20 protein-coding genes and 2 pseudogenes are annotated in these 20,044 nt (G+C 71.6%); 12 read left to right on the plus strand and 10 right to left on the minus strand.

Annotated elements, in window-relative coordinates:
- Positions 1-12: 12 nt before the first annotated feature.
- The 3 genes from IPJ59_RS27170 to IPJ59_RS27180 all read right to left on the minus strand — a co-directional run bounded on the left by IPJ59_RS27170 (position 13) and on the right by IPJ59_RS27180 (position 4,238).
- The gene (locus IPJ59_RS27170) at positions 13-2,421 is read right to left on the minus strand and encodes a tetratricopeptide repeat protein (RefSeq protein WP_293273951.1); all 2,409 of its coding nucleotides are present in this window, start codon (positions 2,419-2,421) and stop codon (positions 13-15) included.
- 198 nt (positions 2,422-2,619) lie between these two features.
- A complete protein-coding gene (locus IPJ59_RS27175) occupies positions 2,620-3,252 on the minus strand; it encodes a hypothetical protein (protein ID WP_293258517.1) in 633 nt (210 codons plus the stop codon).
- Positions 3,253-3,308: 56 nt separating this feature from the next.
- Positions 3,309-4,238: a pyridoxal-phosphate dependent enzyme gene (locus tag IPJ59_RS27180; RefSeq protein WP_293273952.1), complete on the minus strand. Its 930-nt coding sequence runs from the start codon at positions 4,236-4,238 to the stop codon at positions 3,309-3,311.
- Positions 4,239-4,397: 159 nt separating this feature from the next.
- Between IPJ59_RS27180 and IPJ59_RS27185 the strand changes: the two genes are divergently transcribed.
- Positions 4,398-5,285, plus strand: a complete 888-nt coding sequence (locus IPJ59_RS27185) for a vWA domain-containing protein (protein WP_293273953.1) — start codon at positions 4,398-4,400, stop codon at positions 5,283-5,285.
- A 1-nt stretch (position 5,286) separates the two neighbouring features.
- Complete coding sequence (locus IPJ59_RS27190) at positions 5,287-5,484, plus strand: hypothetical protein (RefSeq protein ID WP_293273954.1); 198 nt, start codon at positions 5,287-5,289, stop codon at positions 5,482-5,484.
- 82 nt (positions 5,485-5,566) lie between these two features.
- Here the strand turns inward: IPJ59_RS27190 and IPJ59_RS27195 are convergent, their stop codons facing one another.
- From IPJ59_RS27195 to IPJ59_RS27205, 3 genes are read right to left on the minus strand one after another with little or no spacing between them, the layout of a single operon-like run.
- Complete coding sequence (locus IPJ59_RS27195) at positions 5,567-5,797, minus strand: hypothetical protein (protein ID WP_293273955.1); 231 nt, start codon at positions 5,795-5,797, stop codon at positions 5,567-5,569.
- Complete coding sequence (locus IPJ59_RS27200) at positions 5,794-6,687, minus strand: hypothetical protein (protein ID WP_293273956.1); 894 nt, start codon at positions 6,685-6,687, stop codon at positions 5,794-5,796. Before IPJ59_RS27200 ends, IPJ59_RS27195 begins: the two co-directional genes overlap by 4 nt.
- Positions 6,662-7,123, minus strand: coding sequence for a hypothetical protein (locus IPJ59_RS27205; protein ID WP_293273957.1), 462 nt, complete (start codon positions 7,121-7,123; stop codon positions 6,662-6,664). The genes IPJ59_RS27200 and IPJ59_RS27205 overlap by 26 nt, the downstream gene beginning before the upstream one ends.
- Before the next feature lie 623 nt (positions 7,124-7,746).
- Between IPJ59_RS27205 and IPJ59_RS27210 the strand changes: the two genes are divergently transcribed.
- The 3 genes and pseudogenes from IPJ59_RS27210 to IPJ59_RS38175 all read left to right on the plus strand — a co-directional run.
- Positions 7,747-9,042 (plus strand): hypothetical protein, encoded by a 1,296-nt coding sequence (locus IPJ59_RS27210; RefSeq protein ID WP_463673375.1) that lies wholly within the window; start codon positions 7,747-7,749, stop codon positions 9,040-9,042.
- Between the two features lie 4 nt (positions 9,043-9,046).
- Complete coding sequence (locus tag IPJ59_RS27215; RefSeq protein ID WP_293273958.1) at positions 9,047-9,172, plus strand: hypothetical protein; 126 nt, start codon at positions 9,047-9,049, stop codon at positions 9,170-9,172.
- An 11-nt stretch (positions 9,173-9,183) separates the two neighbouring features.
- Positions 9,184-9,450: pseudogene (locus tag IPJ59_RS38175) on the plus strand (helix-hairpin-helix domain-containing protein); the annotation flags it as partial.
- 232 nt (positions 9,451-9,682) lie between these two features.
- On the opposite strand, the gene IPJ59_RS27220 reads toward IPJ59_RS38175, so the two are convergent.
- Together IPJ59_RS27220 and tgt are read right to left on the minus strand one after the other, a co-directional pair.
- Complete coding sequence (locus IPJ59_RS27220) at positions 9,683-10,555, minus strand: MnmC family methyltransferase (protein WP_293273959.1); 873 nt, start codon at positions 10,553-10,555, stop codon at positions 9,683-9,685.
- Complete coding sequence (tgt, locus tag IPJ59_RS27225) at positions 10,552-11,697, minus strand: tRNA guanosine(34) transglycosylase Tgt (RefSeq protein ID WP_293273960.1); 1,146 nt, start codon at positions 11,695-11,697, stop codon at positions 10,552-10,554. The genes IPJ59_RS27220 and tgt overlap by 4 nt, the downstream gene beginning before the upstream one ends.
- Positions 11,698-11,748: 51 nt before the next feature.
- Between tgt and IPJ59_RS27230 the strand changes: the two genes are divergently transcribed.
- From IPJ59_RS27230 to IPJ59_RS27260, 7 genes and pseudogenes are all read left to right on the plus strand, one after another.
- Positions 11,749-12,555, plus strand: coding sequence for an ABC transporter ATP-binding protein (locus tag IPJ59_RS27230; protein WP_293258531.1), 807 nt, complete (start codon positions 11,749-11,751; stop codon positions 12,553-12,555).
- Positions 12,552-13,754: an ABC transporter permease gene (locus IPJ59_RS27235; protein ID WP_293258533.1), complete on the plus strand. Its 1,203-nt coding sequence runs from the start codon at positions 12,552-12,554 to the stop codon at positions 13,752-13,754. The genes IPJ59_RS27230 and IPJ59_RS27235 overlap by 4 nt, the downstream gene beginning before the upstream one ends.
- Before the next feature lie 355 nt (positions 13,755-14,109).
- Positions 14,110-14,892 carry a carboxypeptidase-like regulatory domain-containing protein gene (locus IPJ59_RS27240; protein WP_293273961.1) on the plus strand — a complete coding sequence of 261 codons (783 nt, stop codon included), beginning with the start codon at positions 14,110-14,112 and terminating at the stop codon, positions 14,890-14,892.
- A gap of 166 nt (positions 14,893-15,058) precedes the next feature.
- Entirely contained in the window at positions 15,059-15,571 is a 513-nt protein-coding gene (locus IPJ59_RS27245) for a P-loop NTPase family protein (protein WP_293273962.1), read from the plus strand.
- Positions 15,572-15,599: 28 nt separating this feature from the next.
- Positions 15,600-16,718: a hypothetical protein gene (locus IPJ59_RS27250; RefSeq protein ID WP_293273963.1), complete on the plus strand. Its 1,119-nt coding sequence runs from the start codon at positions 15,600-15,602 to the stop codon at positions 16,716-16,718.
- An 81-nt stretch (positions 16,719-16,799) separates the two neighbouring features.
- Positions 16,800-17,309, plus strand: a pseudogene (locus tag IPJ59_RS38180) (YndJ family transporter); the annotation flags it as partial.
- Positions 17,310-17,433: 124 nt separating this feature from the next.
- The gene (locus tag IPJ59_RS27260; protein ID WP_293273965.1) at positions 17,434-17,796 is read left to right on the plus strand and encodes a YndJ family transporter; all 363 of its coding nucleotides are present in this window, start codon (positions 17,434-17,436) and stop codon (positions 17,794-17,796) included.
- On the opposite strand, the gene IPJ59_RS27265 is transcribed toward IPJ59_RS27260, so the two are convergent.
- Together IPJ59_RS27265 and IPJ59_RS27270 are read right to left on the minus strand one after the other, a co-directional pair.
- Complete coding sequence (locus tag IPJ59_RS27265; RefSeq protein ID WP_293273966.1) at positions 17,778-18,488, minus strand: DUF899 domain-containing protein; 711 nt, start codon at positions 18,486-18,488, stop codon at positions 17,778-17,780. The genes IPJ59_RS27260 and IPJ59_RS27265 overlap by 19 nt on opposite strands.
- 57 nt (positions 18,489-18,545) lie before the next feature.
- Positions 18,546-19,952, minus strand: a complete 1,407-nt coding sequence (locus IPJ59_RS27270) for an outer membrane beta-barrel protein (RefSeq protein ID WP_293258544.1) — start codon at positions 19,950-19,952, stop codon at positions 18,546-18,548.
- Between the last annotated feature and the right edge of the window lie 92 nt (positions 19,953-20,044).

Consider the following 20,044-nt stretch of genomic DNA (forward strand, 5'->3'; position numbering starts at 1 on the left):
CGCGCCGGCGCATCACTTCTTCTTCGGCTTCTTCTTCGGCTTCTTCTTCGGCTTCTTCGTCGGTTTCTTCGTCGGCTTCTTCGTCGTCGGCTTCTTCTTGACCCGCGAGCCCTCCGGCTGCTCGTCCAGCCAGGACTCCAGCTCGCTGATCGCGTCGCCGTGGCGCGCTGGGTCCTGCTCGCGGAAGCTGGCGAGCGCGAGGCCGGCGAGCTCGCGCTGGCGTCCGGGGTCGACGGCCTGCACGCGCAGCGTGCGAGCGAGGTCATACCGGACCTCGGCGAGGCGAGCCGGGGCGTCGTCCGGCCGCGCCGCGAGGATGGTGAGCGCCCGCTCAAAGTACGAGCCCGCCCCGAGCTGATCGCCGCGGGCCGCCAGGAGGCGACCGAGCTGGCTGAGCGTGGGCACCAGATCGGCGTGCTCGCGGCCGAGGCTCGCCTCCTGGATGGCGAGCGCCCGCACAAGGTGAACCTCGGCCGCGGCTGCGTCGCCGCTGCTCGCGTCGACGGCGGCGAAGCTCTGCAGGACGGCGGCCACGCCCGGGTGATCGGGACCGAGCCGCGTCTCGCTGATCGTGAGCGCACGGGTGAGGCTCGCGCGAGCGGCCGCCAGATCGCCCTTGCGCGCCTGGGCCTCGGCGAGCCGGACCAGGACCGCGGCCACGTGCTCGTGCTCCGGGCCGTCCTGCGCCTCGGCCAGCGCGAGCGCCTTCTGCAGCAGCGCAAGCGCCGGCCCGGGCTCCGAGGCGGCGAGCACGGTGCCGAGCCCAGCGATGAGATGTGCCGCGCCGCGTGACCCGGGCGGCAAGCGGGCGAGCACCGTCTCGGCGTGCCGACGCCAGCGCAGCGCGTCCTCGGGGCGCGCCAGCTCGACGCCGATCACGCGGAGCAACGCCGCCATGTGGCGGGCCAGCAGCTCGTCGTCCCCGACGAGGTCCGCGAGCCAGACCGCGTCGGTGAGGGCCAGCTCGGCGGCCGCGAAGTCACCGGCGATCGCGTGGAGCTCGCCGATGATGCCGGCGACCTCGACCTCGACCGGGCGATCGCCGAGCTCACGCGCGCGGGTCAGGAGCGGCGTGGCGACGCGCAGACCCTCGCTGGCCCGGCGCATCGTCACGGCCAGCCGCGCCGCCGCGAGCTGCTCGCGACGGAGCTCGGCCTCGGCCGCGACCGCGGGATCTCCGGGCGCAACGATCGCCGCGGGGAGGGCCTCGATGTCGTCGCAGGTGGCGGGTGGAGGCAGCTCCCCGACCGCAAACAGGGCGCCCTCGACGGTCCTCGCGTCGGCGCTGGCGAGGGCGTCGGTGAGGACCTTGAGGGCCACGTATTGACCGCTGAGACAGGCCGACTGACGGGCCCAGGTCGCGTCGGAGCGCTCGCCGCGTCGATGAGCCGCGCACGCCGCGAGGCCGCTCGCCCGCAGCGCGGCGGCGTGGGCATCCAGGCGCGCGGCGGCCCGCTCCCAGGTGCTCTCGGCGAAGCTGACCTTGGTCGCAGTGATCGCGCCGTGGATCGCGTCGCGTCGACCGTCCCAGAGCGCGGCGGCCGGGTCATCCGCCTCGGCGCAGGCGGCCGCCGGGTCGCGCGTGGCCAGCATGACGATGGCGACGAGCACGAGCGCCGCGAGGGTCCCGGCGATCGCAAGCCGAACCCGGATCGGGAGCAGGCCGAAGCGACCGCGGAGCTCGCCGAAGCGACGCCGGAGCTCGCCGAACCGCGGCGGCTTGTCGGCGAGGTCGTCCATCCCGACATCGTCGATCGCAACGTCGTCGCCCGCGGCCTCAGCGACCTCGTCGACCGCAACGTCGTCCCCCGCGGCCTCATCGACCTCGTCGACCGCAACGTCGTCACCCCCGGCATCGTCGCCCGCAAGCACCGGAGCCGGGCTCGCCGGCTGTGGCACCGCGAACGACTCACGTGCCGCCGCGACCGATGCTTGCGGCGCCGGAGCCGGGCTCGCCGGGTGCGGCACCGCGAACGACTCGCGCGCCGCCGCGACCGATGCTTGCGGCGCCGGAGCCGGGCTCGCCGGGTGCGGCACCGTGAACGACTCGCGCGGCCCCGCTGTCGGTCGCGGCGACTCTCGCGGCGCGGGGGCTGTCGGTCGCGGCACCGCGGCCGGCTCACGCGTCGGCGTCGCCGCTGCGGGTCGCGGCCCCGCGATCGGCTCGCGGCTCGGCGCCGCCGCGACCGGGCGCGACGCTGGCTCGGGGGCCCGTGCCATCGCCGCCTGACGCGAGCTTAGGATCAGCTCCTGCGTCGGTGGGCCGTCCCAGTCGTGGAACTCGGCCTCGTCCGCGGGCGGAGCACCGGACGCGGACGACGGAGACGGTGCGCTGAACGACCGCGGCGGCGGCCGCACGCCAGTCGGCATCTCGTCCTCGTCGCCGTCGTTGCGGCGCGACGCCTGCCGCCGCGACGGCATGGGCCCGGGATCCTGAGCGCGGAGTGGCCGTTTTCCGGCGGGGGGTGGCTCGCGCGCTGGCACCAGAGTGACAACGCTGGCAGAAGCCCGCCGGGCACTCAAGCCCCGGCTGCATGACGACGGTGAGCGCGACCGCGCCACGCACGAGAGCTACAGCGATCACGCGCCGCCCAAGACACGCGACCCACCGGCGCATGATCACGGGATCGCGCGGATGTACTTGACGGTATCCGGCGAGGTCGTCTGATCGGTGATGGTGACGATCCCGCGCAGGTCCGCCGAGAAGGGATCCTTCCCGGCGCTGAACAACCCGCCGGTGGCGTTGGAGACGATGACACCGTCGGCCGAGAGGGCGAGCCGGCGACCATCCGCCGGCGACAGGCTCATCGCCGAGTTGGCAAGGTTGGCGCACATGACCCCTTCGTTGTAGAGGTTGACCATCCCGTAGGTCGTCGAGCCCTGGATCTCCGCCCGCATCTTCGCGTCGGAGCCGTACAGGTAGACACCCGAGTCGGTCAGCATGGTCCGCTTCACGCCGTCCTTGTACAGGCTCAGCGACGGGTAGGGACTGGCATCTGTGGCGTCGAGCCGGACGACGACGCCACCGGCCGCGTCATAGACGTCGAGCTGTGCACCTCCGCCGACCGCGAGATCGAGGCGGGCCCGCGTGGTCACACCGTCGGTCAGGACGAATGCCTTGGCCTTGACCGTGCCGAGCCCCGCCGCGTGGGCGACGGGCTCCCCGAGCCCCGCGAGCACGACCGGGAGCAGGGCACCGCAAGCCCCGGCGACAATGGCGACGACTACCAATTCAAGACGCGATCGCTGCATGCCCCCACGATCCCCCATACCCCCCTCACGGTCGAGGGTCCCGACCCCCCCACCGCTCACGCGCCACGCGTCGCTTGCACCCATGCGCGCAAGAGCGCTAACGACACGCCCGCGCCGCCACACACGATCACCAGCACCGAGCTTCGCCCGCGCAGCGGCGCCGCCGCGTCGTAGATGGCCGAAAGGCCAGCTCCGCACGCGGGCTCGACCAGCACGCGATGGTCGTCGAGGAAGCGCTCGCACGCGACCACCGCGGCGGCGTCGCTGACCTGCCACGCCTGCACCGGCCGGCGCCGCGTCCACGTCAGCGCCTCGGCGGCGACCCGCGCCGCCCCCAGCGTCGTCGCCAGCGTGTCGATCTTCGCCAGGCTCACCAGCGCGTCCGCGGCGATCGCCGCCGCCAGCGAGGCCGCCCCCGTCGTCTCCACCGCCAGCACCGGCACCGCGCCCCAGCCGACCCGCTGCATCCCGAGCAGCACGCCGCACAGCAGCCCTCCGCCGCCGACCGCGACCACCACGGCCCCCGGCGGCTCGCCCGTGTAACTCGCCAATTGCACCGCCGCCTCGTCGATCATCGGCGCGTGCCCCTCCCAGATCTCCGGGTCGTCGAAGGGGTGCACATAGGCTGTCCCTTCGGACATGTTCTCAAGGGCATACGCGTGCGCCTCGGCCCACGCCGCCCCGTGCTCGACCACCGCGGCCCCCTCCGCCGCGATCCGCTCGCGCGCCCACGCGGTCGTGCTGCGCGGCACCACCACCGTGACCGGCACCCCGAGCCGCCGCCCGGCGTAGGCCACCGCCAGCCCCGCGTTGCCGCCCGACGAGCACAGCAGGCGCCGCGCCCCCGCGGCCACCCGAGCCGCGCACACCGCCCCGAGCCCGCGGATCTTGAACGACCCGCACGGCTGCAGCGCCTCCATCTTCAAGTACACCGGCACCCCGAGCGCCCGCGCCAGCGGCTCCGAGTCCCACAGCGGCGTCGTCACGGCAAAGCCTCCGTCGATCATGCCGCTTCCTACACCCCGCACGGCTCACCACGCCACTGCGCCGCCTCGGGCCAAGGTGGCCCAGCCTGGGCCACCTTGGCCGGCCCACTCGGGCCTTCCCGCTTGCGCCGACGGCCGCCCCGGACGATAACGGCTGCCATGCCCTCGCTCCGCCGCCTCGCCCTCTGCAGCGTCACCCCCCTGGTCCTCCTCGCCCCGGCCTGCGGCGACAGCGGCGACAGCGGCTCCGCGAGCGCGAGCGCCAGCGCGAGCGCCAGCGCCACCAACCCGACCAACCCCACCACCGTCAGCGCGAGCGCCACCGACACAGCCAGCGCCAGCGCCACCGACAGCGCCCCGACCTCCGCCGGCAGCGTCAGCGACAGCCAGGCCAGCCAGCCGACCAGCACCAGCGACGCCACCGCCACCGCCACCGCCACCGCCACCGCCAGCGCCAGCGGCACCACCACCGGCGACGTCGACCCCTTCACCACCAGCGTCGGCGGCACCACCTTCGACAGCTTCGGCGAGTCCGGCGACGCCAACTGCAAGCAGCAGATCGACATCGTCTTCGTCATGGACGTCTCGACCTCGATGCTCGCCCTCCTGCAGAAGCTGGAGGACGAGATCCTCACCGTCGACGCCAAGCTCAAGTCCCTCGACGTCCTCCCCGACGTGCACTACGGCCTCGTCGTATTCGTCGACGACACCCTCATCATCAACGGCGGGGCCCCCTACGCCGACGTCCAGACCCTCAAGCAGGACTTCAATAAGTGGTGGAACTTCACCCAGTCCAACTCGCAGGTCAACGGCGGCGGCTTCAACAACGACTGGCCCGAGCACAGCATCGACGCCCTGTTCACGGGCGCCGGCGCTTCCAGTGGCGCGCCATGGAGGACACCCTGCGCATGGTCATTCATTGCACCGATGACACCTTCGGCGAAAAGGGCGCCGTCCAGGCGGCCTCGCCATCGCCCACACCTACGACGAGACCGTCCTGGCCCTGCAAGATCGCGAGGTCCGCGTCTTCGCCTTCGCCGACAATGACATGACCGGCGGCCCCGGCGACAACCAGGACGTGAGCATGGGCTTCTTCACCCCCTACAACGGCAAGACACCGATCCCCGACGCCACCGACGGCGGCGCCTTCAACATCAACCTCGTCCTCGCCAATCAGCTGAGCCTCAACGCCGCGATCAACGACTCCGTCGAGGCGAGCCTGTGCCAGGATTACATCCCGATGTAGCGCCACCGCCCACCGACGTCGCCGACCCGTCCGCCCCCCCTTTCACGCGTCGGTGCTTCGACGACCCGACGGCGCCGCTCAATCACGGCACCCGGACGTGCAGCGCCCAGTCGCCCGGGCCGGGCGCCGTGAAGCTGGGTCCGGGGCCGGCGTCCTGGGCGCCGCCCTCACGCGGGTCCCACCACCGGGCGCTCTCGCCGGCGGCAGCCTGGCGATCTCGACCTGGCCGCCGTTTGGCAGGTACACCATATTCCTCGCCCGGCCGGGCGTAGGTCCAGGCGTCGCCGGTGACGACGCCGTCGGACGGCGTCATGCCCACGAGGTCGACCTCAGGGTGCGGACAAAGGCCGCGACGATGCCGACGGCCTTGATGCCCGCCGCGGTGTTGGCATTGCCCAACACAGCGCCCTTGAACATCTCATTATTAAAGATATCGACGTGGGCGCCGGCCGTGAGGGCGGCCCAGGCCTTGACGCGGACCGCGTCGGCGGCGGGCTGGCCCGGGCAGCAGTCGTTGTCGGAGATGAGCGGGAGGCCCCACGCGAACTGCTCGCCGGCCAGGCGGGCGCGCATGTCGGCGATGGATTCGCCGCCGTCGCTGGGTGTCTGGTGGCCGGCGACGGTGCGGTGCTCGGGCAGGTCGACGGGCACGACGAGGCGGTGGGTGGCCAGCCCGAGGGCGGTCTCGCGGGCGCGGACGATGTCGGCGATCGCCGCGTGCCAGGCGTCCATGCGGGTATCGTCGGGGCTCGCGTGGGAGCCCGCGCGCTTCTCGTTGCAGGTCTCCCAGACCAGGTTGTCGCGCTCGCCGAGGGTGTCGACCACGCGCTCGACGAAGGCCTGGTGGCGGGCGAACACCGGGCCGGCGGTGTCGAGCCAGGCGGCCTCGTCGGCGAAGCCGATGCCGTTGATGTTGTTCCCGGCCGCGAAGTAGTCGAGCTCGCCAAAGCCGTACTGCAGGCCGAAGCCCGCGTGCCAGCAGTCGAGGAGGATGATCTGGACCACCAGCTCGCGGTCGCTGGCGAGGTCGACCGCCGTCGCCAGCCAGGCGAAATAGTCGGGGTTCCAGGCGTCGAGGTTGAACTTCGGCGCGCCGTCGACGGCGCTTCCGGGGCCGGTGCGCTGGTACGGGTGGAGGATATCGTGGTCCCACTGCTCCTCGAGCGGGGCGCTGTCATTACCGACATTCCCCAGTTGATCCACACGCGGAAATACTGATGCCGCCCGCGGCGAGGGCGTCCATGACCGCGGTCTGGAAGGCCAGATAGTCGCCGCCGAAGTCGGGGCCGGTCATGTTGAAGGCGGCGCCGGGATAGTACCCCGCGGCGTAGAACGGCTGGCCGCGCCAGCGCAACCGGTGGGGGTCGTCGGGGTCGATCTGCACGAAGGGCGGCGGCGGCGGCTCGCCGGTGGTCGGCGCCGCCGTGGGATCGCCGCTCGCCTCGCCCGTGGGATCGCCGCTCGTGGCTGCGGTCGTGACCGGGGCGCCCGTGCTCGAGTCCTCGCCCCCGCTGGTGGGCGCCGTGGTCGTGGAGCTCGGCCCTGAAGCCTCGCTCGTGGCGGCGGTGCTCGCCTCGCCGGTGGCGTCGCCGCAGGCGAGGAGTGGGGCGAGGATGAGGGCGCGGGCCGGGCAGTGCATTGGCCGCACCCTAACCCAGATCGCCGCGAAGCGGAGCCCGTGAACCCGCGGCCGGGTGAGCCCAAAGACGCGAGCCGCGGCGCCGCTGATCTACACAGGTCACTCGATTGTCGAGCGCCGACGATCCTGGAACTATCATTCGCCGCAATCGTCGCTGTCGGAGATCGCCGCATTGCAATGTGGGTCCTCGCCTGGCTCCGACTTTGCTGGTCGCCCGCGGGAGGCCACGAAAACGCGCAGCGCGCTTGCGCGGGGACGCGCGTCACGCTCATTGCACGACCCACGCGATCATCCGCCCCCCGCCGGCCCGCTGCGTGTACCCTCGCTTGCCCCGCACTCCCGGCGCACCTTCGGTGCGCAAGCAACTACCGTGAATCGCGCCGTGGAGAAGCCATGCCCACCAAGAAGCCCACCGCAGCAGGGACACCCGCCAAGCCCGCCGCCAAGCCGCCGCCAAGCCCGCCAAGCCCGCCAAGCCCGCCAAGCCCGCGGACCCCACGGCCCCCACGGACATCGCGAAGCCCGGCAAGGCCCCGGCCGCCGCGGGGCCCGCGGCGCGGATCGCCGAGCTGGCGACGCTGCTGCGCAAGTACAAGGACGCCTACTATAACGGCCACCCGCTGGTGTCGGACGCGGCCTACGATCAGCTCGAGGACGAGCTCCGGGCCCTCGACCCGAGCCACGCCGTGCTCGCCAGCGTGGGCGCTCCGGTGCCGACCAAGGCCAAACCGCGGGCCGCGGGCGCCCCGGTCACCGAATGGGAGAAGGCCCAGCACAAGCTCCCCATGGGCTCGCTCAACAAGGCCACGGACGAGGCCGAATTCTCGGCATGGGTCGCTCGCTGTGAGGAGCACGCGGCCAGAGACAAGCTCCCCAAGGTGGTGGGCGACCTGTTCGTCACCGAGAAGCTGGACGGCATCTCGCTCGAGGTGATCTACGAGGACGGCGTCATGACCGAGGCGATCACGCGGGGTGACGGCCAGATCGGCGAGCGGATCACCACCAACGTCGCGCGCATGAAGGGCGTGCCGCCCCGGCTCAAGGAGAAGCTCCACATCTCGGTCCGCGGCGAGATCGTGCTCAAGCTGACCGACATGAAGCGGTCGTTCCCGAACGCCTCCAACGCCCGCAACATGGCGTCCGGCACCGCCAAGCGCTTCGACGGCAACGGCTGCGAGCACCTCACGGTCCTCTTCTACGATCTCGAGGGCGAGGAGTCCGTCCACGAGGTCCAGAAGTTCGCGCGGCTCAAGCAGCTGGGCTTCGAGACGCCGAATCACTACCCCACCGACGCCGCCGGAGCGCTGCAGCTGTACCGGCAATACGCCGCCAGCAAGCGGGCCGAGGTGGACTACGAGATCGACGGACTGGTCATTGCTGCAACCCGGTCCGCACGCAGGCGCTGCTCGGCGAGCTGGCCGGTCGCCCCGGGCCGCGATCGCGCTCAAGGTCGCGTCGCAGACCAAGGTGACGCGGCTCAATCGCATCGTCTGGGACACCGGCGACTCGGGCCGGGTCACGCCGATCGCCGAGTTCGACCTGGTGTGGAGCGGCGGCGCGGACCTCGAGCGCGCCAGCCTCCACAACATCTCCAACGTCAGGCGCTCGGCATCTCCGAGGGCGACGAGATCCTGGTGTCGCGCCGCAATGACGTCATCCCCCAGGTCGAGGAGGTGGTCGTCAAGCACGGCCCGCCCGCGGTCATCCCCACCACCTGCGCGGTCTGTGCAGAGCAAGCTGGTGAGCGAGGGCGAGTTCATCTCCTGCCGCAACACCCAGTGCCGCGCGGTCGTCGAGGGCCGCCTCAAGAACTGGGTCGAGGCCCAGGACGTGCACGACTTCGGCGCCCACATCATCGGCGAGCTGGTGCGGGCCAAGCTCGCCACCGAGCCCAGCGACCTCTACAAGCTGAGGTTTGAGGACGTGGCCAAGCTCGAGCATATGGGGGAGATCAGCGCCAAGAAGATCCTCGCCAACCTCCGGGCCAAGCTCCCGCTCAGCCTGCCCTTATTCCTGGCCTCCTCGGCATCGAACACTTCGCGCTGCTGACCGCCAAGCTGATCGTCAGCAACGGCTTTGATACGCTCGAGAAGCTCCGCAAGGCCAGCGAGGCCGAGCTCAGCAAGATCCCGGGCCTCGGCCCGAGCAAGGCCAAGGTGGTGACCCTGGGCCTGAAGGCCCGCTCCGCCGAGATCGACCGATTACTCGCCGTCGGCGTCGTCCCGGTGGCCCCGTCGCACGGCGGGCCTCTCCTGGGCCAGAGCTTCTGCTTCACCGGGGCGCTGTCGCGGCCGCGCAAGGAGTACGAGGATATGGTCGAGAAGCACGGCGGCACCTTGCCCGGGCGTCACCAAGGACCTCAAATACCTCGTCATGGCCGACCCAACTCGGCTCGAGCAAGGCCGAGAAGGCCAGGAAATACGGCACAAAGTGCATCAACGAGGCCGACTTCCTCGCCGTCGTCGACGCCGCGGTGGGCAACAAATAGCGCGATCGGGGCCGCCCGCTCCTTCGCGCCGCCGTCCGCACTGGGCATACGCGTGCCCGCCCAGGAACTGCCTACATATTCTCCGCGAATTGCGGATGCCGCGAGATCCGCTGCAGCGCGTCGGCCGGGGCGTCGGCCGGCAGCGCCGACGACGAGCGCGACAGCCGGGCCAGCCAGCGTAGGTCCAGCGGGCGCGCCAGGTCGCAGCGCCGCAGCGCCGCGCAGGTGCCCGCGCGCTGCTCCCCGCTCGCATCGCCCACGCCGACGACAAAGCCGGCCAGCAGCAGCGCCGCCCGCGTCGCCGTCGCGCCGCTGTAGGTGTGCAGCGTCACCCCGACCCGGCAGCAGCGCCGCACCGCCGCGAACGCGGCCACCGACCACAGCGTCGGGTTTTGCCGCGCCGAGTACGGGTCCCAGAACACGACATCGGCCGCGTCCGCAGGCTCGCCCGCCAGCGTGTCCGGCAGCTCGCCGGTGACCAGGCGCCAGCGGGTCCGCGCCGTCGCATGCTCGCCGCGGGCGAGCAGCGCCCGCGCGGCCTCGCCGGCCGCGCCCGCGAGGCCGAAGCTGCCCGCGTGCTCGGGCGCCAGCGCCAGCCGCAGCGGATCGAGGCAGCGCTCGAAGCTGACGATCGTCAGCGGCCGCGCCGACGCCGGCAGCGACTCCGACAGCCGCCACGCCGCGATCGCGTTGGAGCCCGCGCCGAGCCCGACGTCGAGCAGCAGCAGCGGATCTTCGCCGCCCGCGGCCAGCCGCGCGGCCAGCCGCGACGGCCCGACGTACAGGCGCGCCGCCTCAATCGCCGGCCCGACCACCGGATGCATCACCTCACCGACCCGCCGGTCGAGCATCGCCCGCGCGCCGTCGCGGGTGGTCACCACCTCGCATTCGTCGCCGCTCATGCCGTCCCCGGTCGTCACCACCTCGCATTCGTCGCCGCTCATGCCGCCGCGCCGATCCGGCGATCGCTGTGCTCGTGGCGGTCGATCCGCTCGAGCTTCTCGCGCGCGTAGGCGGCGAAGCACCCGGCCGCGATCGCGGCCCGCGATTCGACCATCAGCGCGTTGTAATGGTGGAGGTTGTGCATCGCCAGCAGCCGCGGCCCGAGCGCCTCGCCGCAGCGAAATAGATGGTGGATATAGGCCCGCGTCCAGGTCCGGCAGGTCGCGCAGCTGCAGCCGGCGTCGAGCGGCCGGTCCTCGCCCGCGTTGAAGCCTCGCGTCAGCTTGACCCGCCCGGTCGACGTGAACGCGGTGCCCTGCCAGCCGAGATTCGTCGGCAGGATGCAGTCGAACATATCGACGCCGGCCAGCATCGCGTGCAACAGATCGGGCGGGGTGCCCACGCCCATGAGATAGCGGGGACGATCGGCCGGCAGCAGCTCGGCGGCCATGTGCGTGACCTCCTCGCGCTCGGCCCGGGTGTCACCGACCGCGAGCCCGCCGATCGCAAACCCGTCGAAGGGGTGCCCGGTCAGGAACTCGGCCGAGGCCCGCCGCAGCTCGGGGAAGATGCCCCCCCTGCATGATCGCAAACAGCGCCTGCGGGTGTCGCGGCGCGCCGCGAGGCTGCGCAGCGCCCAGCGATGTGTGCGATCCATCGCCGCGCGCGTGGTCTCCAGATCCGAGCGGGCGTCGACGCAGACGTCGAGCACCATCATGATGTCGGCGCCGATCGCCGTCTGCACCGCGATCGACTTTTCCGGCGAGAGCATATGCATCCGCCGATCGGTGTAGCTGCGAAACCTCGCGCCCTTCTCGGAGATCACCCGATCCTCCGAGAGCGAGAAGATCTGATAGCCGCCCGAGTCGGTCAGCATCGGCCCGCCCCAGCCCATGAATCGGTGGATCCCACCGACCCGCTCGAACACCTCCACGCCCGGCCGCAACATCAAATGATAGGTGTTACCGAGCACGACCTGGGTGCCGACCTCGACGAGGTCGGCCGGCGTCAGACCGGTCACCGACGCCCGCGTCCCCACGGTCATGAACGCCGGCGTGTCGACGCACCCGTGCGGGGTGACGAACACGCCCCGACGTGCGCGCGAGCCCGGGTCCTCGGCCTGGATGTGAAACTGCAAGTGCATGCCGGGCGGGAGTGTACAGCGCCCGAACCCGGTGTACCCTCCGCGCCACGCATGATCACGGCCGAGCACCTCGCCAAGCGCTTCACCCTCTCGCGGCAGCAGCGGCGCACCCTCGGCGTCGACGGCCGGCAACCTGGCCGCGAGCTGCAGGCCGTCGATGACCTCTCGCTGCGCTGCCGGCCCGGGCGGATCTTCGCCCTGCTCGGCCCCAACGGCGCCGGCAAGACCACCGCCCTGCGCATGATCGCCACCCTCCTGCGCCCCGACGCCGGTCGCATCGAGATCGCCGGCATCGACGCGCTCAAGGACCCGGTCGCCGCCCGCCGCAAGCTCGGCTTCCTCACCGGCTCGACCCGGCTCTACGAGCGCCTCACCGCCGAGGAGACCCTGCGCTACTACGCCGACCTCGCCGGCGTCTCCGCGGCCGACTACCGCCGCCGCCGCGACGCCCTGTTCGCCTCGCTCGGCATCGACGCCTTCGCCGACCGCCGCGTCGGCAAGCTGTCGACTGGCATGCAGCAGAAGGTCTCGATCGCCCGCACGATCATCCACGACCCCGAGGTCATCGTCTTCGACGAGGCGACCTCCGGCCTCGACGTCATCGCCGCCCGCGCGATCATCCAGTTTATCCGCAAGTGCCGCGACGACGGCAAGACGGTCCTCTTCTCGACCCACATCATGAGCGAGGTGACCCTGCTGGCCGACGACCTGGCGATCGTCCACGGCGGCCGAACGATCTTCGACGGCACCCTCGCCGAATTCACCGCCGCCTCCGGCGAGCGCTCGCTCGAGGAGGCCTTCATCCACCGCATTGAAGCCTCAGAAGCGACCTCAGCCGCCGGAGGGCCCCGCACATGAGCCGCTCACCCTTCGTCGCCGTCGTCCGCAAGGAGCTCACCGACACCCTGCGCGACCGCCGGACCCTGATCGCCATGGTCGTCGTCCCCCTGCTGCTGTTCCCGGTGCTCACCATCGCCGCCGCCCGCATCACCGGCTCGCGCGCGCAGGAGGCCCGCGACAAGCAGCTGCACATCGCGATCGCCGACCCGATGAATGACAGCGGCCTCGCCGACCGCCTGGGCGCCGCCCCCGGCATCCGCGTCGAGCGCACCCGCGACGTCTCGGCCCTGCCCGCGCGCATCGCCAGCGAGGAGCTCGACGCCGCGATCGTCATCGACCCGACCTTCCGCCGCGACGTCGCCGCCCTGCGCCCCGGCGGCCTGACCCTCATGTTCAAGTCGAGCGACGACTTCGACATCCCCAAGCGCCGCGTCCTGGCCGCGATCGCGGGCTTCGAGCAGGAGCTCCTGAATCAGCGCTTCGCCGACCTGAAGCTCGACCCGCAGGTCGTCCACGCCGTCCGCGTCAACGAGCACGACATCGCCCAGGCCCGCGAGATCCTCGGCAAGGTCATCGGCGGCCTGCTGCCTTACATGTTCATTATCTTCTGCTTCACCGGCAGCATGTACCCCGCGATCGACCTCGCCGCCGGCGAGAAGGAGCGCGGCACCCTCGAGACCCTGCTGACCGCCCCGGTCCGCCGCCGCACCCTCGTGCTCGGCAAGTTCACCGTCGTCGCCCTCGCCGGCCTCGTCTCCGCCGTGATCGCAATGTTCAGCCTTTATGTGAGCGTCGCCCAGGGCGTCGAGGGCATCCCGCCCGAGCTGCTCGCCGCGGTCGCCCAGGTGCTGGAGCCCGCCACGATCGCCGTCGTGCTCGCGCTGCTGCTCCCGCTCAGCATGTTCTTCGCCGCCCTCCTGCTCATGCTCTCGGTCTACGCCCGCAGCTACAAGGAGGCGATGAGCATCATCAGCCCGCTGATGATCGTGGTCCTGTTCCCGGCGATGATCGCCCTGCTGCCCGGCTCGGAGCTCAGCCTCGCCACCGCGCTGATCCCGATCCTCAACGTCTCGCTCGCGACCCGCGAGCTCATCGCCGGCACCGCCGAGCCCGGCCTCATCGCCCTCGTCTTCGCCTCCCTCGTCGCCCTCGCCGCCGCCTCGCTGTGGGCCTGCACGCGCTGGTTCGCCCGCGAGGACATCGTGTTCCGCTCCTGAGGCGTCGCGCCGCGATCTGGGCGCCGCAGCGCGCCGCAGGTACCATTGGCGACGGGGATCGGTGGAACGCGAGGACCCGGAAATGTTCGCCATGCGGGCGACGCTGGCGAAGCCGCCAGCGATGGACTCGCCAGCGCACGCGCTGCCCGCCCGCGTCTGCCATGAATGCGAGGCCATGCCAAGAATCATCATCCTCGGCAACTCCGGCTCGGGAAAATGGTGCTGGCAATATGGGGGCGCCGGCGCTCCGAGGGGAGACGCGCGCGCTGGAAGTGCGGCGCCTCCGAGTCGCGGGCGCCTTCGTTGCGCCACGCGCCGCTGCGATCAGATGCGATGATTGAGGTGGAGGTGTGGGATGGCGTTCGGAGAACCAGTGCCAGGGGCGGAGATCTTCATCGAGCAGGAGCCGCTCGACGAACCGGTGGCGAGCGGCAAGACCGACGCGCAGGGCGGTTACACGACGGAGCTGAAGCCGGGCGTGTATTCGCTGAAGGTGATGCTCTCGGCGGAGCAGACGCGGGGGCTCGTGGCCTTCGGGCTGCAGGCACAGATCAAGGGGCAGAGCGGCGCGATCGCGGAGAAGGTCTACGCCGTGGCCTTTACTCCGGGGAAGAGCGGCCCCTATGTCGAGCCGCTCTCCCTGCCGAAGGGGGGATCGCTGAGCCTCCGGTTGCGGAGTCTGGGGGCTCGTCCGCCGCTGGCGGGGGCCTTCGAGGCCGGCTCGGCGAAGCGAGAGCTGCTCCGGCAGCCCTGCGAGCCGCTCGTCAACCAGCTCATCGTCAGCCTCACGGAGGTCCTCGGCGTGCCGCCGCGGGCGCGCGTGGAGGCCGAGCCGGCGGTGTGGCCGGCGGTGATCTTCCTCGACGATCGGATCCACTTCGAGGTCCAGGTCTCGGGGGGGCTCCTGACGCTCGCGGTGGCGGTGGTGGGGGCGCAGCTCGAGGGGAAGCCGGCGATCAAGGTCGGGGAGGCGAGCGCGACGACGATCGCCGAGGTGAAGCTCCTGGTCGCCGAACTCGCCAAGGGGATCAGCGCGTCGCTGGAGAACCTGCACACGCCGCCGCTGGGCGTGAAGCTCGCGCTCGCAGGGAACGGGTCCAAGGGCGGCTTCGCGGTCGGTGGCTTCAGCACGCTCTAGCCGCGCGTCGCTCGAGCGGGCCCTGGCGCTGCTGGTCGCCGAACCCGACCTCGACCCGCGGATCCTCGCAAAATGCCGATTCGCCGTCGCCAGGGCGCTGTCGGCCTCGGGCGGCGATCGTCGCTGACCCCCGGTCGCCCGCCCGCGTCTGCTATGAATGCGTGCCATGCCAAGAATCATCATCCTCGGCAACTCCGGCTCGGGAAAGTCCACCCTGGCACGCGCGCTCGCGGCGACGGGCCAGGCGCCGCACCTCGACCTCGACACCCTGGCGTGGGAGCCCACGAGTCCGCCGACCCGCAGGCCGCTGCAGGCCAGCGTCGCGGCGATCACGAGATTCATGGATGCCGACGACAGCTGGGTGGTGGAGGGCTGTTACGCGGACCTGCTCGCCGCCGCCGCTGGCCGCTGTACCAACCTCGTCTTCCTGAACCCCGGCGTCGAGACCTGCCTCGAGAACTGCCGCGCCCGCCCGTGGGAGCCGCACAAATATCCGAGCCCGGAGGCGCAGGACCAAAACCTCGGCATGCTGCTCGCCTGGGTCCGCGACTATGAGACCCGCGGCGACGAGTTCTCGCTGCAGGCCCACCGCCGCCTGTTCGACCGCTTCGCGGGCGACAAGCTCGAATCTACCTCCCGGCCGAACATCGACGAGCTCGTGCGGCTGCTCCTGCCCTGACGATCCGGGTTACGGGTATCCTACGCCGATGCTACAGACCAGCCGAGGCCTCGTCGTCGCGTCGCTCGCGGCCCTCGCGGCGTGCGTGGATAGAAACCCGGGCACCGCGAGCACGGGCGGCGAATCGAGCACGGGCTCGCCCGCTTCGACCGGCTCGAGCAGCGCGACGATCCCGACCAGCTCGGAGGCGTCGAGCACCGGCGCGCCCACGACCGGCGGTGGGCCCGGCAGCACCGCGACGAGCGACGCCACCGCCAGCACCGGCAGCGAGCCGGGCAGCACCAGCAGCACCGGCAGCGAGACGGCGAGCAGCGGCGGCGTCGAGCAGACGACCGGCGCCGGTGAGACCTCGATCGGCTCCACCGGCGGCGACCCGCCCGCAGACATCGGCGACCCGTGCCTGGTCAACAGCGACTGCGCGTCGCGGGCCTGCCTCGAGTTCCGCGACCACGACCCGCAGGCCGTGTGCGTCGCGGGGCCGCCCGGCGGCAACACGCGGCTCCCGGGCACGACGCTGGCATTCCCCACGGCCGCGCCGTTGCCGGCGACCGACGTGAAGATCGTCGGCCTGCTGTCGGCGCTGGTCGAGGGAAGAACGCGGCCGCGGTGGTCATGGGCAGCCTCGAACGGCGCGGCGATCGTCGATATCACCAGCGCGATGCCCCTGGCCGAGGGCATCGGCGTCGCGGCGATGCTCGCTGGCGGCTCCCTCTTCACCAGCTTCACCCTCGTCGCCTCACCGATGCAGGGCCAGTACGGGCCGATGAGCGACCACCATGACCTGTGGGGCGTGCCGTCGGCCACGCTGACCCAGTGGTCGGGATTCCTGATGAAGGAGCCGGCGCTGGCGGCCAACCTGCCGCTGGGCGACCAGGGCGGCACCCTCGGCATCGTCCGCGACAACACCGGACAGCCGATCGCCGGCGCGAAGCTGCAGTCACAGATGCCCAACTCGAAGGCACAGATCCGCTACCTGTCCGAGAACAAGCTGGGCTTCAACCCCGACCAGACCGCGAGCAGCGGCGTCTTCGTGGTGCTCGGACCCGGGCTGGCCGAGCGCTTCGAGCTGGTCGGCAACCCCAAGGTGTTCGCGACCGCCAACAGCGCGAAGCAGGCGGTCTTCGTGATGGTCCTGGACCTGCCCTGAAAGCGCGAGCCAGGTACGCACATTCCGCGAGTTCCAGCTCGCACATCACCCTGATACCATCCTCGCCCCGTGCCCGCCGCCATGCTCACCCCGCTCCTCGGCCTGCTCGCCTGGCTCGGGCTCGGCGTGTGGCTCGGCGCCGGGCTCCACGACCTCGCCACTCTGGCCGAGCTCGCGGTCGCCTTCGTCGCCGTGGTCGTCGTGCCGCTGCTGCTGCCGTTGACTGTCCCTGCGGACAGGTCCAAGAGGACAGCCGAGAATGTCCCTGCGGACAGGTCGGAGCGAGCGGCCTCCACCCTCCCGCGCTGGCTCGCCGCCGGCCACGCGCTCGGGGCCCTCGGCGTCCTGCTCGGCGCGGCCGCCCTGCCGACCGGCGGCGCCGCCTCGCTCGCGCTCGCGGGCCTGTGGCTCGGCTTCACCGGGCTCGCGGCCCTGCACGCCCTCGCGCGCCTGCGCCGACGCGGCCTCCACCAGCTGCCCGAGCTGGCGATCGACCTCGGCCTGCTCTTCCTCCCCGGCGCCGGTGTGTGGCTGCTGGTCTACCGCGGCGAGCTCGTCCTCGGCGGCTTCGGCGGGCTCGCGGCGGTGCTCACGGCCGGCCACTTCCACGCCGCCGGCTTCGGCGTGCTGGTGATGACGGGCCTGCTCGGCCGCGGCCTCGCCGAGGCCGACATGCCGCGCGCGCAAACTCTATACATTCGTCGCCCCGGCGCTGATGCTGGCGTTCCCGCTGCTCGCCGCCGGCATCGCCACCGCGAGCCGTCCGCTCGAGCTCGCGGGCGCGGTCCTCTATGCATTCGCCCTCCCGCTGCTCGCCGGCCTCCAGCTCGCCGTCGCCGCCCGCCTGCGCGGGCGCCCGCTCGCCCCGCGGCTGCTGCTCGCCGGCTCCGCGCTCGCCGTGCTGGTTGCCACCGGCTTCGCCCTGCGCTTCGCAACCCAGGGCTTTTATGGCACGGCCGTCGAGCTCTCGACGATGCTGCGCTACCACGCGCTGGTCAACGCGATCGGCTTCCTCGGCCTCGGCCTGCTCGCCTGGTCGCTGCTGCGACCCCGCGCCAGCTACGTCGCCGGCGCGTAGCGGTCGTGGAGGCGGACCCACGCCATCGCGTACGCGAGCCCGTCCTCGCCGCGGCCGCCCGGCGTGAGGTCGAGGTAATTGTAGGTGCCGATCAGCAGATCGAGACCGCGGGCGTAGGTCGAATAGGTGTGGAAGATATCGTCGCCGTCGCGCACGAATACGCTGAGCCCGGGCGCCTCGGACACCGGGAATTTCGTCCCCGGCGTGAAGTTGTACTCCACGCCGCCGGCCAGCTCCTCGGGCCGGAACGACACGTGGAAGTCGTGGTTAAAGTCCGAGTCCAGCGCCGAGTACCAGCGAAAGTCCCAGCCCATGCGCCGACGAAACGCCTCGAGCTTGGCCAGCGGCGCCCGCGAGACCACCGCGAAGGCGACGTCGCGGGCCGCCAGGTGCACCAGGCCGCCGACGAAGTTGTCGGCGATGAAGGAGCAGCTCTTGCACCCGTCCTCCCAGCTCGGGTCGAACATGAAGTGATAGACGATGAGCTGGCTGCGCCCGGCGAACAGGTCGGCGAGGCGCGCCGGGCCGTCCGGGCCGGCCAGCACATAGTCCTTGTCCAGCTTGACCCACGGGAGCTCGCGGCGCTGCGCGCTGACGGCGTCGCGCTGGCGGCTGAGCGCCTTCTCCTCGGCGAGCAGCTGCTTGCGGGCCACCAACCACTCCTCACGCGACACGATCTTTCGCCGATCCATGGCCTCCTGGGCGACGCGCCCGGCCCAGCATCGCCCGCCCCCGCGGCATGTCAAGCGCTACTTGCGGCCGGGCCCGAAGCGGTGCGCGAACACCCCGGCGACCGCGAAGAACAGCGTGTGCTGGTCGCGGGCGAAGGGCGGGCGGGTATCGTCGATCGCGGCGCCGCGATAGAAATACCCGCCGGGCGCGCTCGACCGGTCGTAGCGGTACTCCAGGCGCAACAGCAGGTTCTCGGTCAGGCGCACCGCGTTGGTGTAGGTCGCGCCGAGCAGCACATTGTCGGCCACCCCGTAGATCCGCCCGTCGCGGTCCCAGTACAGCTCCGGCCGCGCCGCCATGTCCCAGGTGCGCTGCTTGCCGAGCACGCGCCAGCGCGTGAACAGGGCCGCCGTCATCCACATCGTCATCGGCCGGCCGCTCTGGTCCGTGAGCCGCTCGCCGCCGACATCGAACAATCCACCGACGCCGAAGCGGTCGACGTTGTAGGTGAATTGCGTGTCCGAATACATGCGCCAGGCGGCCATGCGGATGTCGGCCTGGTCGGGGCCGAAGTACGCGAATTCTGCGAGGTTGAAGCGCGCGCTCGGGGTGTAGGTATATCCGAGCATGAGGCTCGGCGCCTTGTTGGTGTCGGCCAGGGTCTGCCAGCCGTTGACGACCCACAGCTGCAGGCCGTGGCGGTCGTTGATCGGGTGCACGACCTTGAGGCCGGCGAGGTAATAGGGCACCCCGTCGAGCTCCCAGCTCACGCTGTAATTCCAGTTGAAGGGCGTCCAGTGGATGCCGATGCCGACCGGCGAGAGGTGCATGCCGACGCTCAGCTCGGTGCCGCGTTTGGTCTTGAAGCCGACGTTGGCCCGACCGATGTGCTTGAACACCTCCTTGCCGGCGAAGCGCGAGGCGTCGCCGCCCGGCTCGGGCTCGTAGTACATCAGCGCGTCGGCGGCCGGCCCGGCCTGCAGCGCCAGCTCGAAGGTCGGCGAGAACTGGCCCGGCACCGCGTCTCGGCGGATGTACGCGACCACCAGGTTCAGCGAGAACTCGCCCGTGCGCGGCACCGCGGAGCGCAGGCGGTTGACGTGGTTGTCGGGCAGGTTGTTGTTATAGACATAGTTGGCGTCGACGAATCCACCGACCTCCCACGGGCGAAACACCTCGGCCTCGGCGTCGGCCGCCGCGCCCGAGGCGACCGTCGCGCTCGCGTCCCCGTGGGTCGCCGCCGCCGCGCCGGGCAGCGCGCGCGTGGAGATGGCGTCGGCGTCGTCCGGCGCGGGCGCGGGCGCGGAGCTCGTGGCCGCCGTCGGGGGCACGGCGCTCGGCTCGGTCTCCGCGGGCGCCTGCACGATCCGCGCGAACGGGCTGGCCGCGGCCACCTGCGGGGCGAGGACCAGCGCCGCGACGAACGACGCGCGCGCGAACCCGCGGCGAGGGAAAGACGAGAGCGGCGAAGGTGTGGCGTTCATGGCGGCAGGCGCGTGATGGCGACCTCGAGGTCATGGGAGCTGCAAGCTGCTGCCCGGGCGAAGCTACCACCGCCCGCCACCGCGATCGCTAC

Source organism: Nannocystis sp. (genome assembly GCF_016714285.1).
Lineage (GTDB): Bacteria > Myxococcota_A > Polyangia > Nannocystales > Nannocystaceae > Nannocystis.

Bases quoted from the DNA above. Each gene is read 5' to 3' on its own strand.
- IPJ59_RS27175 (WP_293258517.1), bottom strand. From the start codon at position 3,252: ATGCAGCGATCGCGTCTTGAATTGGTAGTCGTCGCCATTGTCGCCGGG.
- IPJ59_RS27265 (WP_293273966.1), bottom strand. From the start codon at position 18,488: ATGGATCGGCGAAAGATCGTGTCGCGTGAGGAGTGGTTGGTGGCCCGC.
- IPJ59_RS27230 (WP_293258531.1), top strand. From the start codon at position 11,749: ATGATCACGGCCGAGCACCTCGCCAAGCGCTTCACCCTCTCGCGGCAG.
- IPJ59_RS27220 (WP_293273959.1), bottom strand. From the start codon at position 10,555: ATGAGCGGCGACGAATGCGAGGTGGTGACGACCGGGGACGGCATGAGC.
- IPJ59_RS27245 (WP_293273962.1), top strand. From the start codon at position 15,059: ATGCCAAGAATCATCATCCTCGGCAACTCCGGCTCGGGAAAGTCCACC.
- IPJ59_RS27240 (WP_293273961.1), top strand. From the start codon at position 14,110: ATGGCGTTCGGAGAACCAGTGCCAGGGGCGGAGATCTTCATCGAGCAG.
- tgt (WP_293273960.1), bottom strand. From the start codon at position 11,697: ATGCACTTGCAGTTTCACATCCAGGCCGAGGACCCGGGCTCGCGCGCA.
- IPJ59_RS27170 (WP_293273951.1), bottom strand. From the start codon at position 2,421: ATGCCGTCGCGGCGGCAGGCGTCGCGCCGCAACGACGGCGACGAGGAC.
- IPJ59_RS27235 (WP_293258533.1), top strand. From the start codon at position 12,552: ATGAGCCGCTCACCCTTCGTCGCCGTCGTCCGCAAGGAGCTCACCGAC.
- IPJ59_RS27195 (WP_293273955.1), bottom strand. From the start codon at position 5,797: ATGACGCCGTCCGACGGCGTCGTCACCGGCGACGCCTGGACCTACGCC.
- IPJ59_RS27260 (WP_293273965.1), top strand. From the start codon at position 17,434: ATGCTGGCGTTCCCGCTGCTCGCCGCCGGCATCGCCACCGCGAGCCGT.
- IPJ59_RS27270 (WP_293258544.1), bottom strand. From the start codon at position 19,952: ATGAACGCCACACCTTCGCCGCTCTCGTCTTTCCCTCGCCGCGGGTTC.
- IPJ59_RS27205 (WP_293273957.1), bottom strand. From the start codon at position 7,123: ATGCACTGCCCGGCCCGCGCCCTCATCCTCGCCCCACTCCTCGCCTGC.
- IPJ59_RS27190 (WP_293273954.1), top strand. From the start codon at position 5,287: ATGACCGGCGGCCCCGGCGACAACCAGGACGTGAGCATGGGCTTCTTC.
- IPJ59_RS27250 (WP_293273963.1), top strand. From the start codon at position 15,600: ATGCTACAGACCAGCCGAGGCCTCGTCGTCGCGTCGCTCGCGGCCCTC.
- IPJ59_RS27185 (WP_293273953.1), top strand. From the start codon at position 4,398: ATGCCCTCGCTCCGCCGCCTCGCCCTCTGCAGCGTCACCCCCCTGGTC.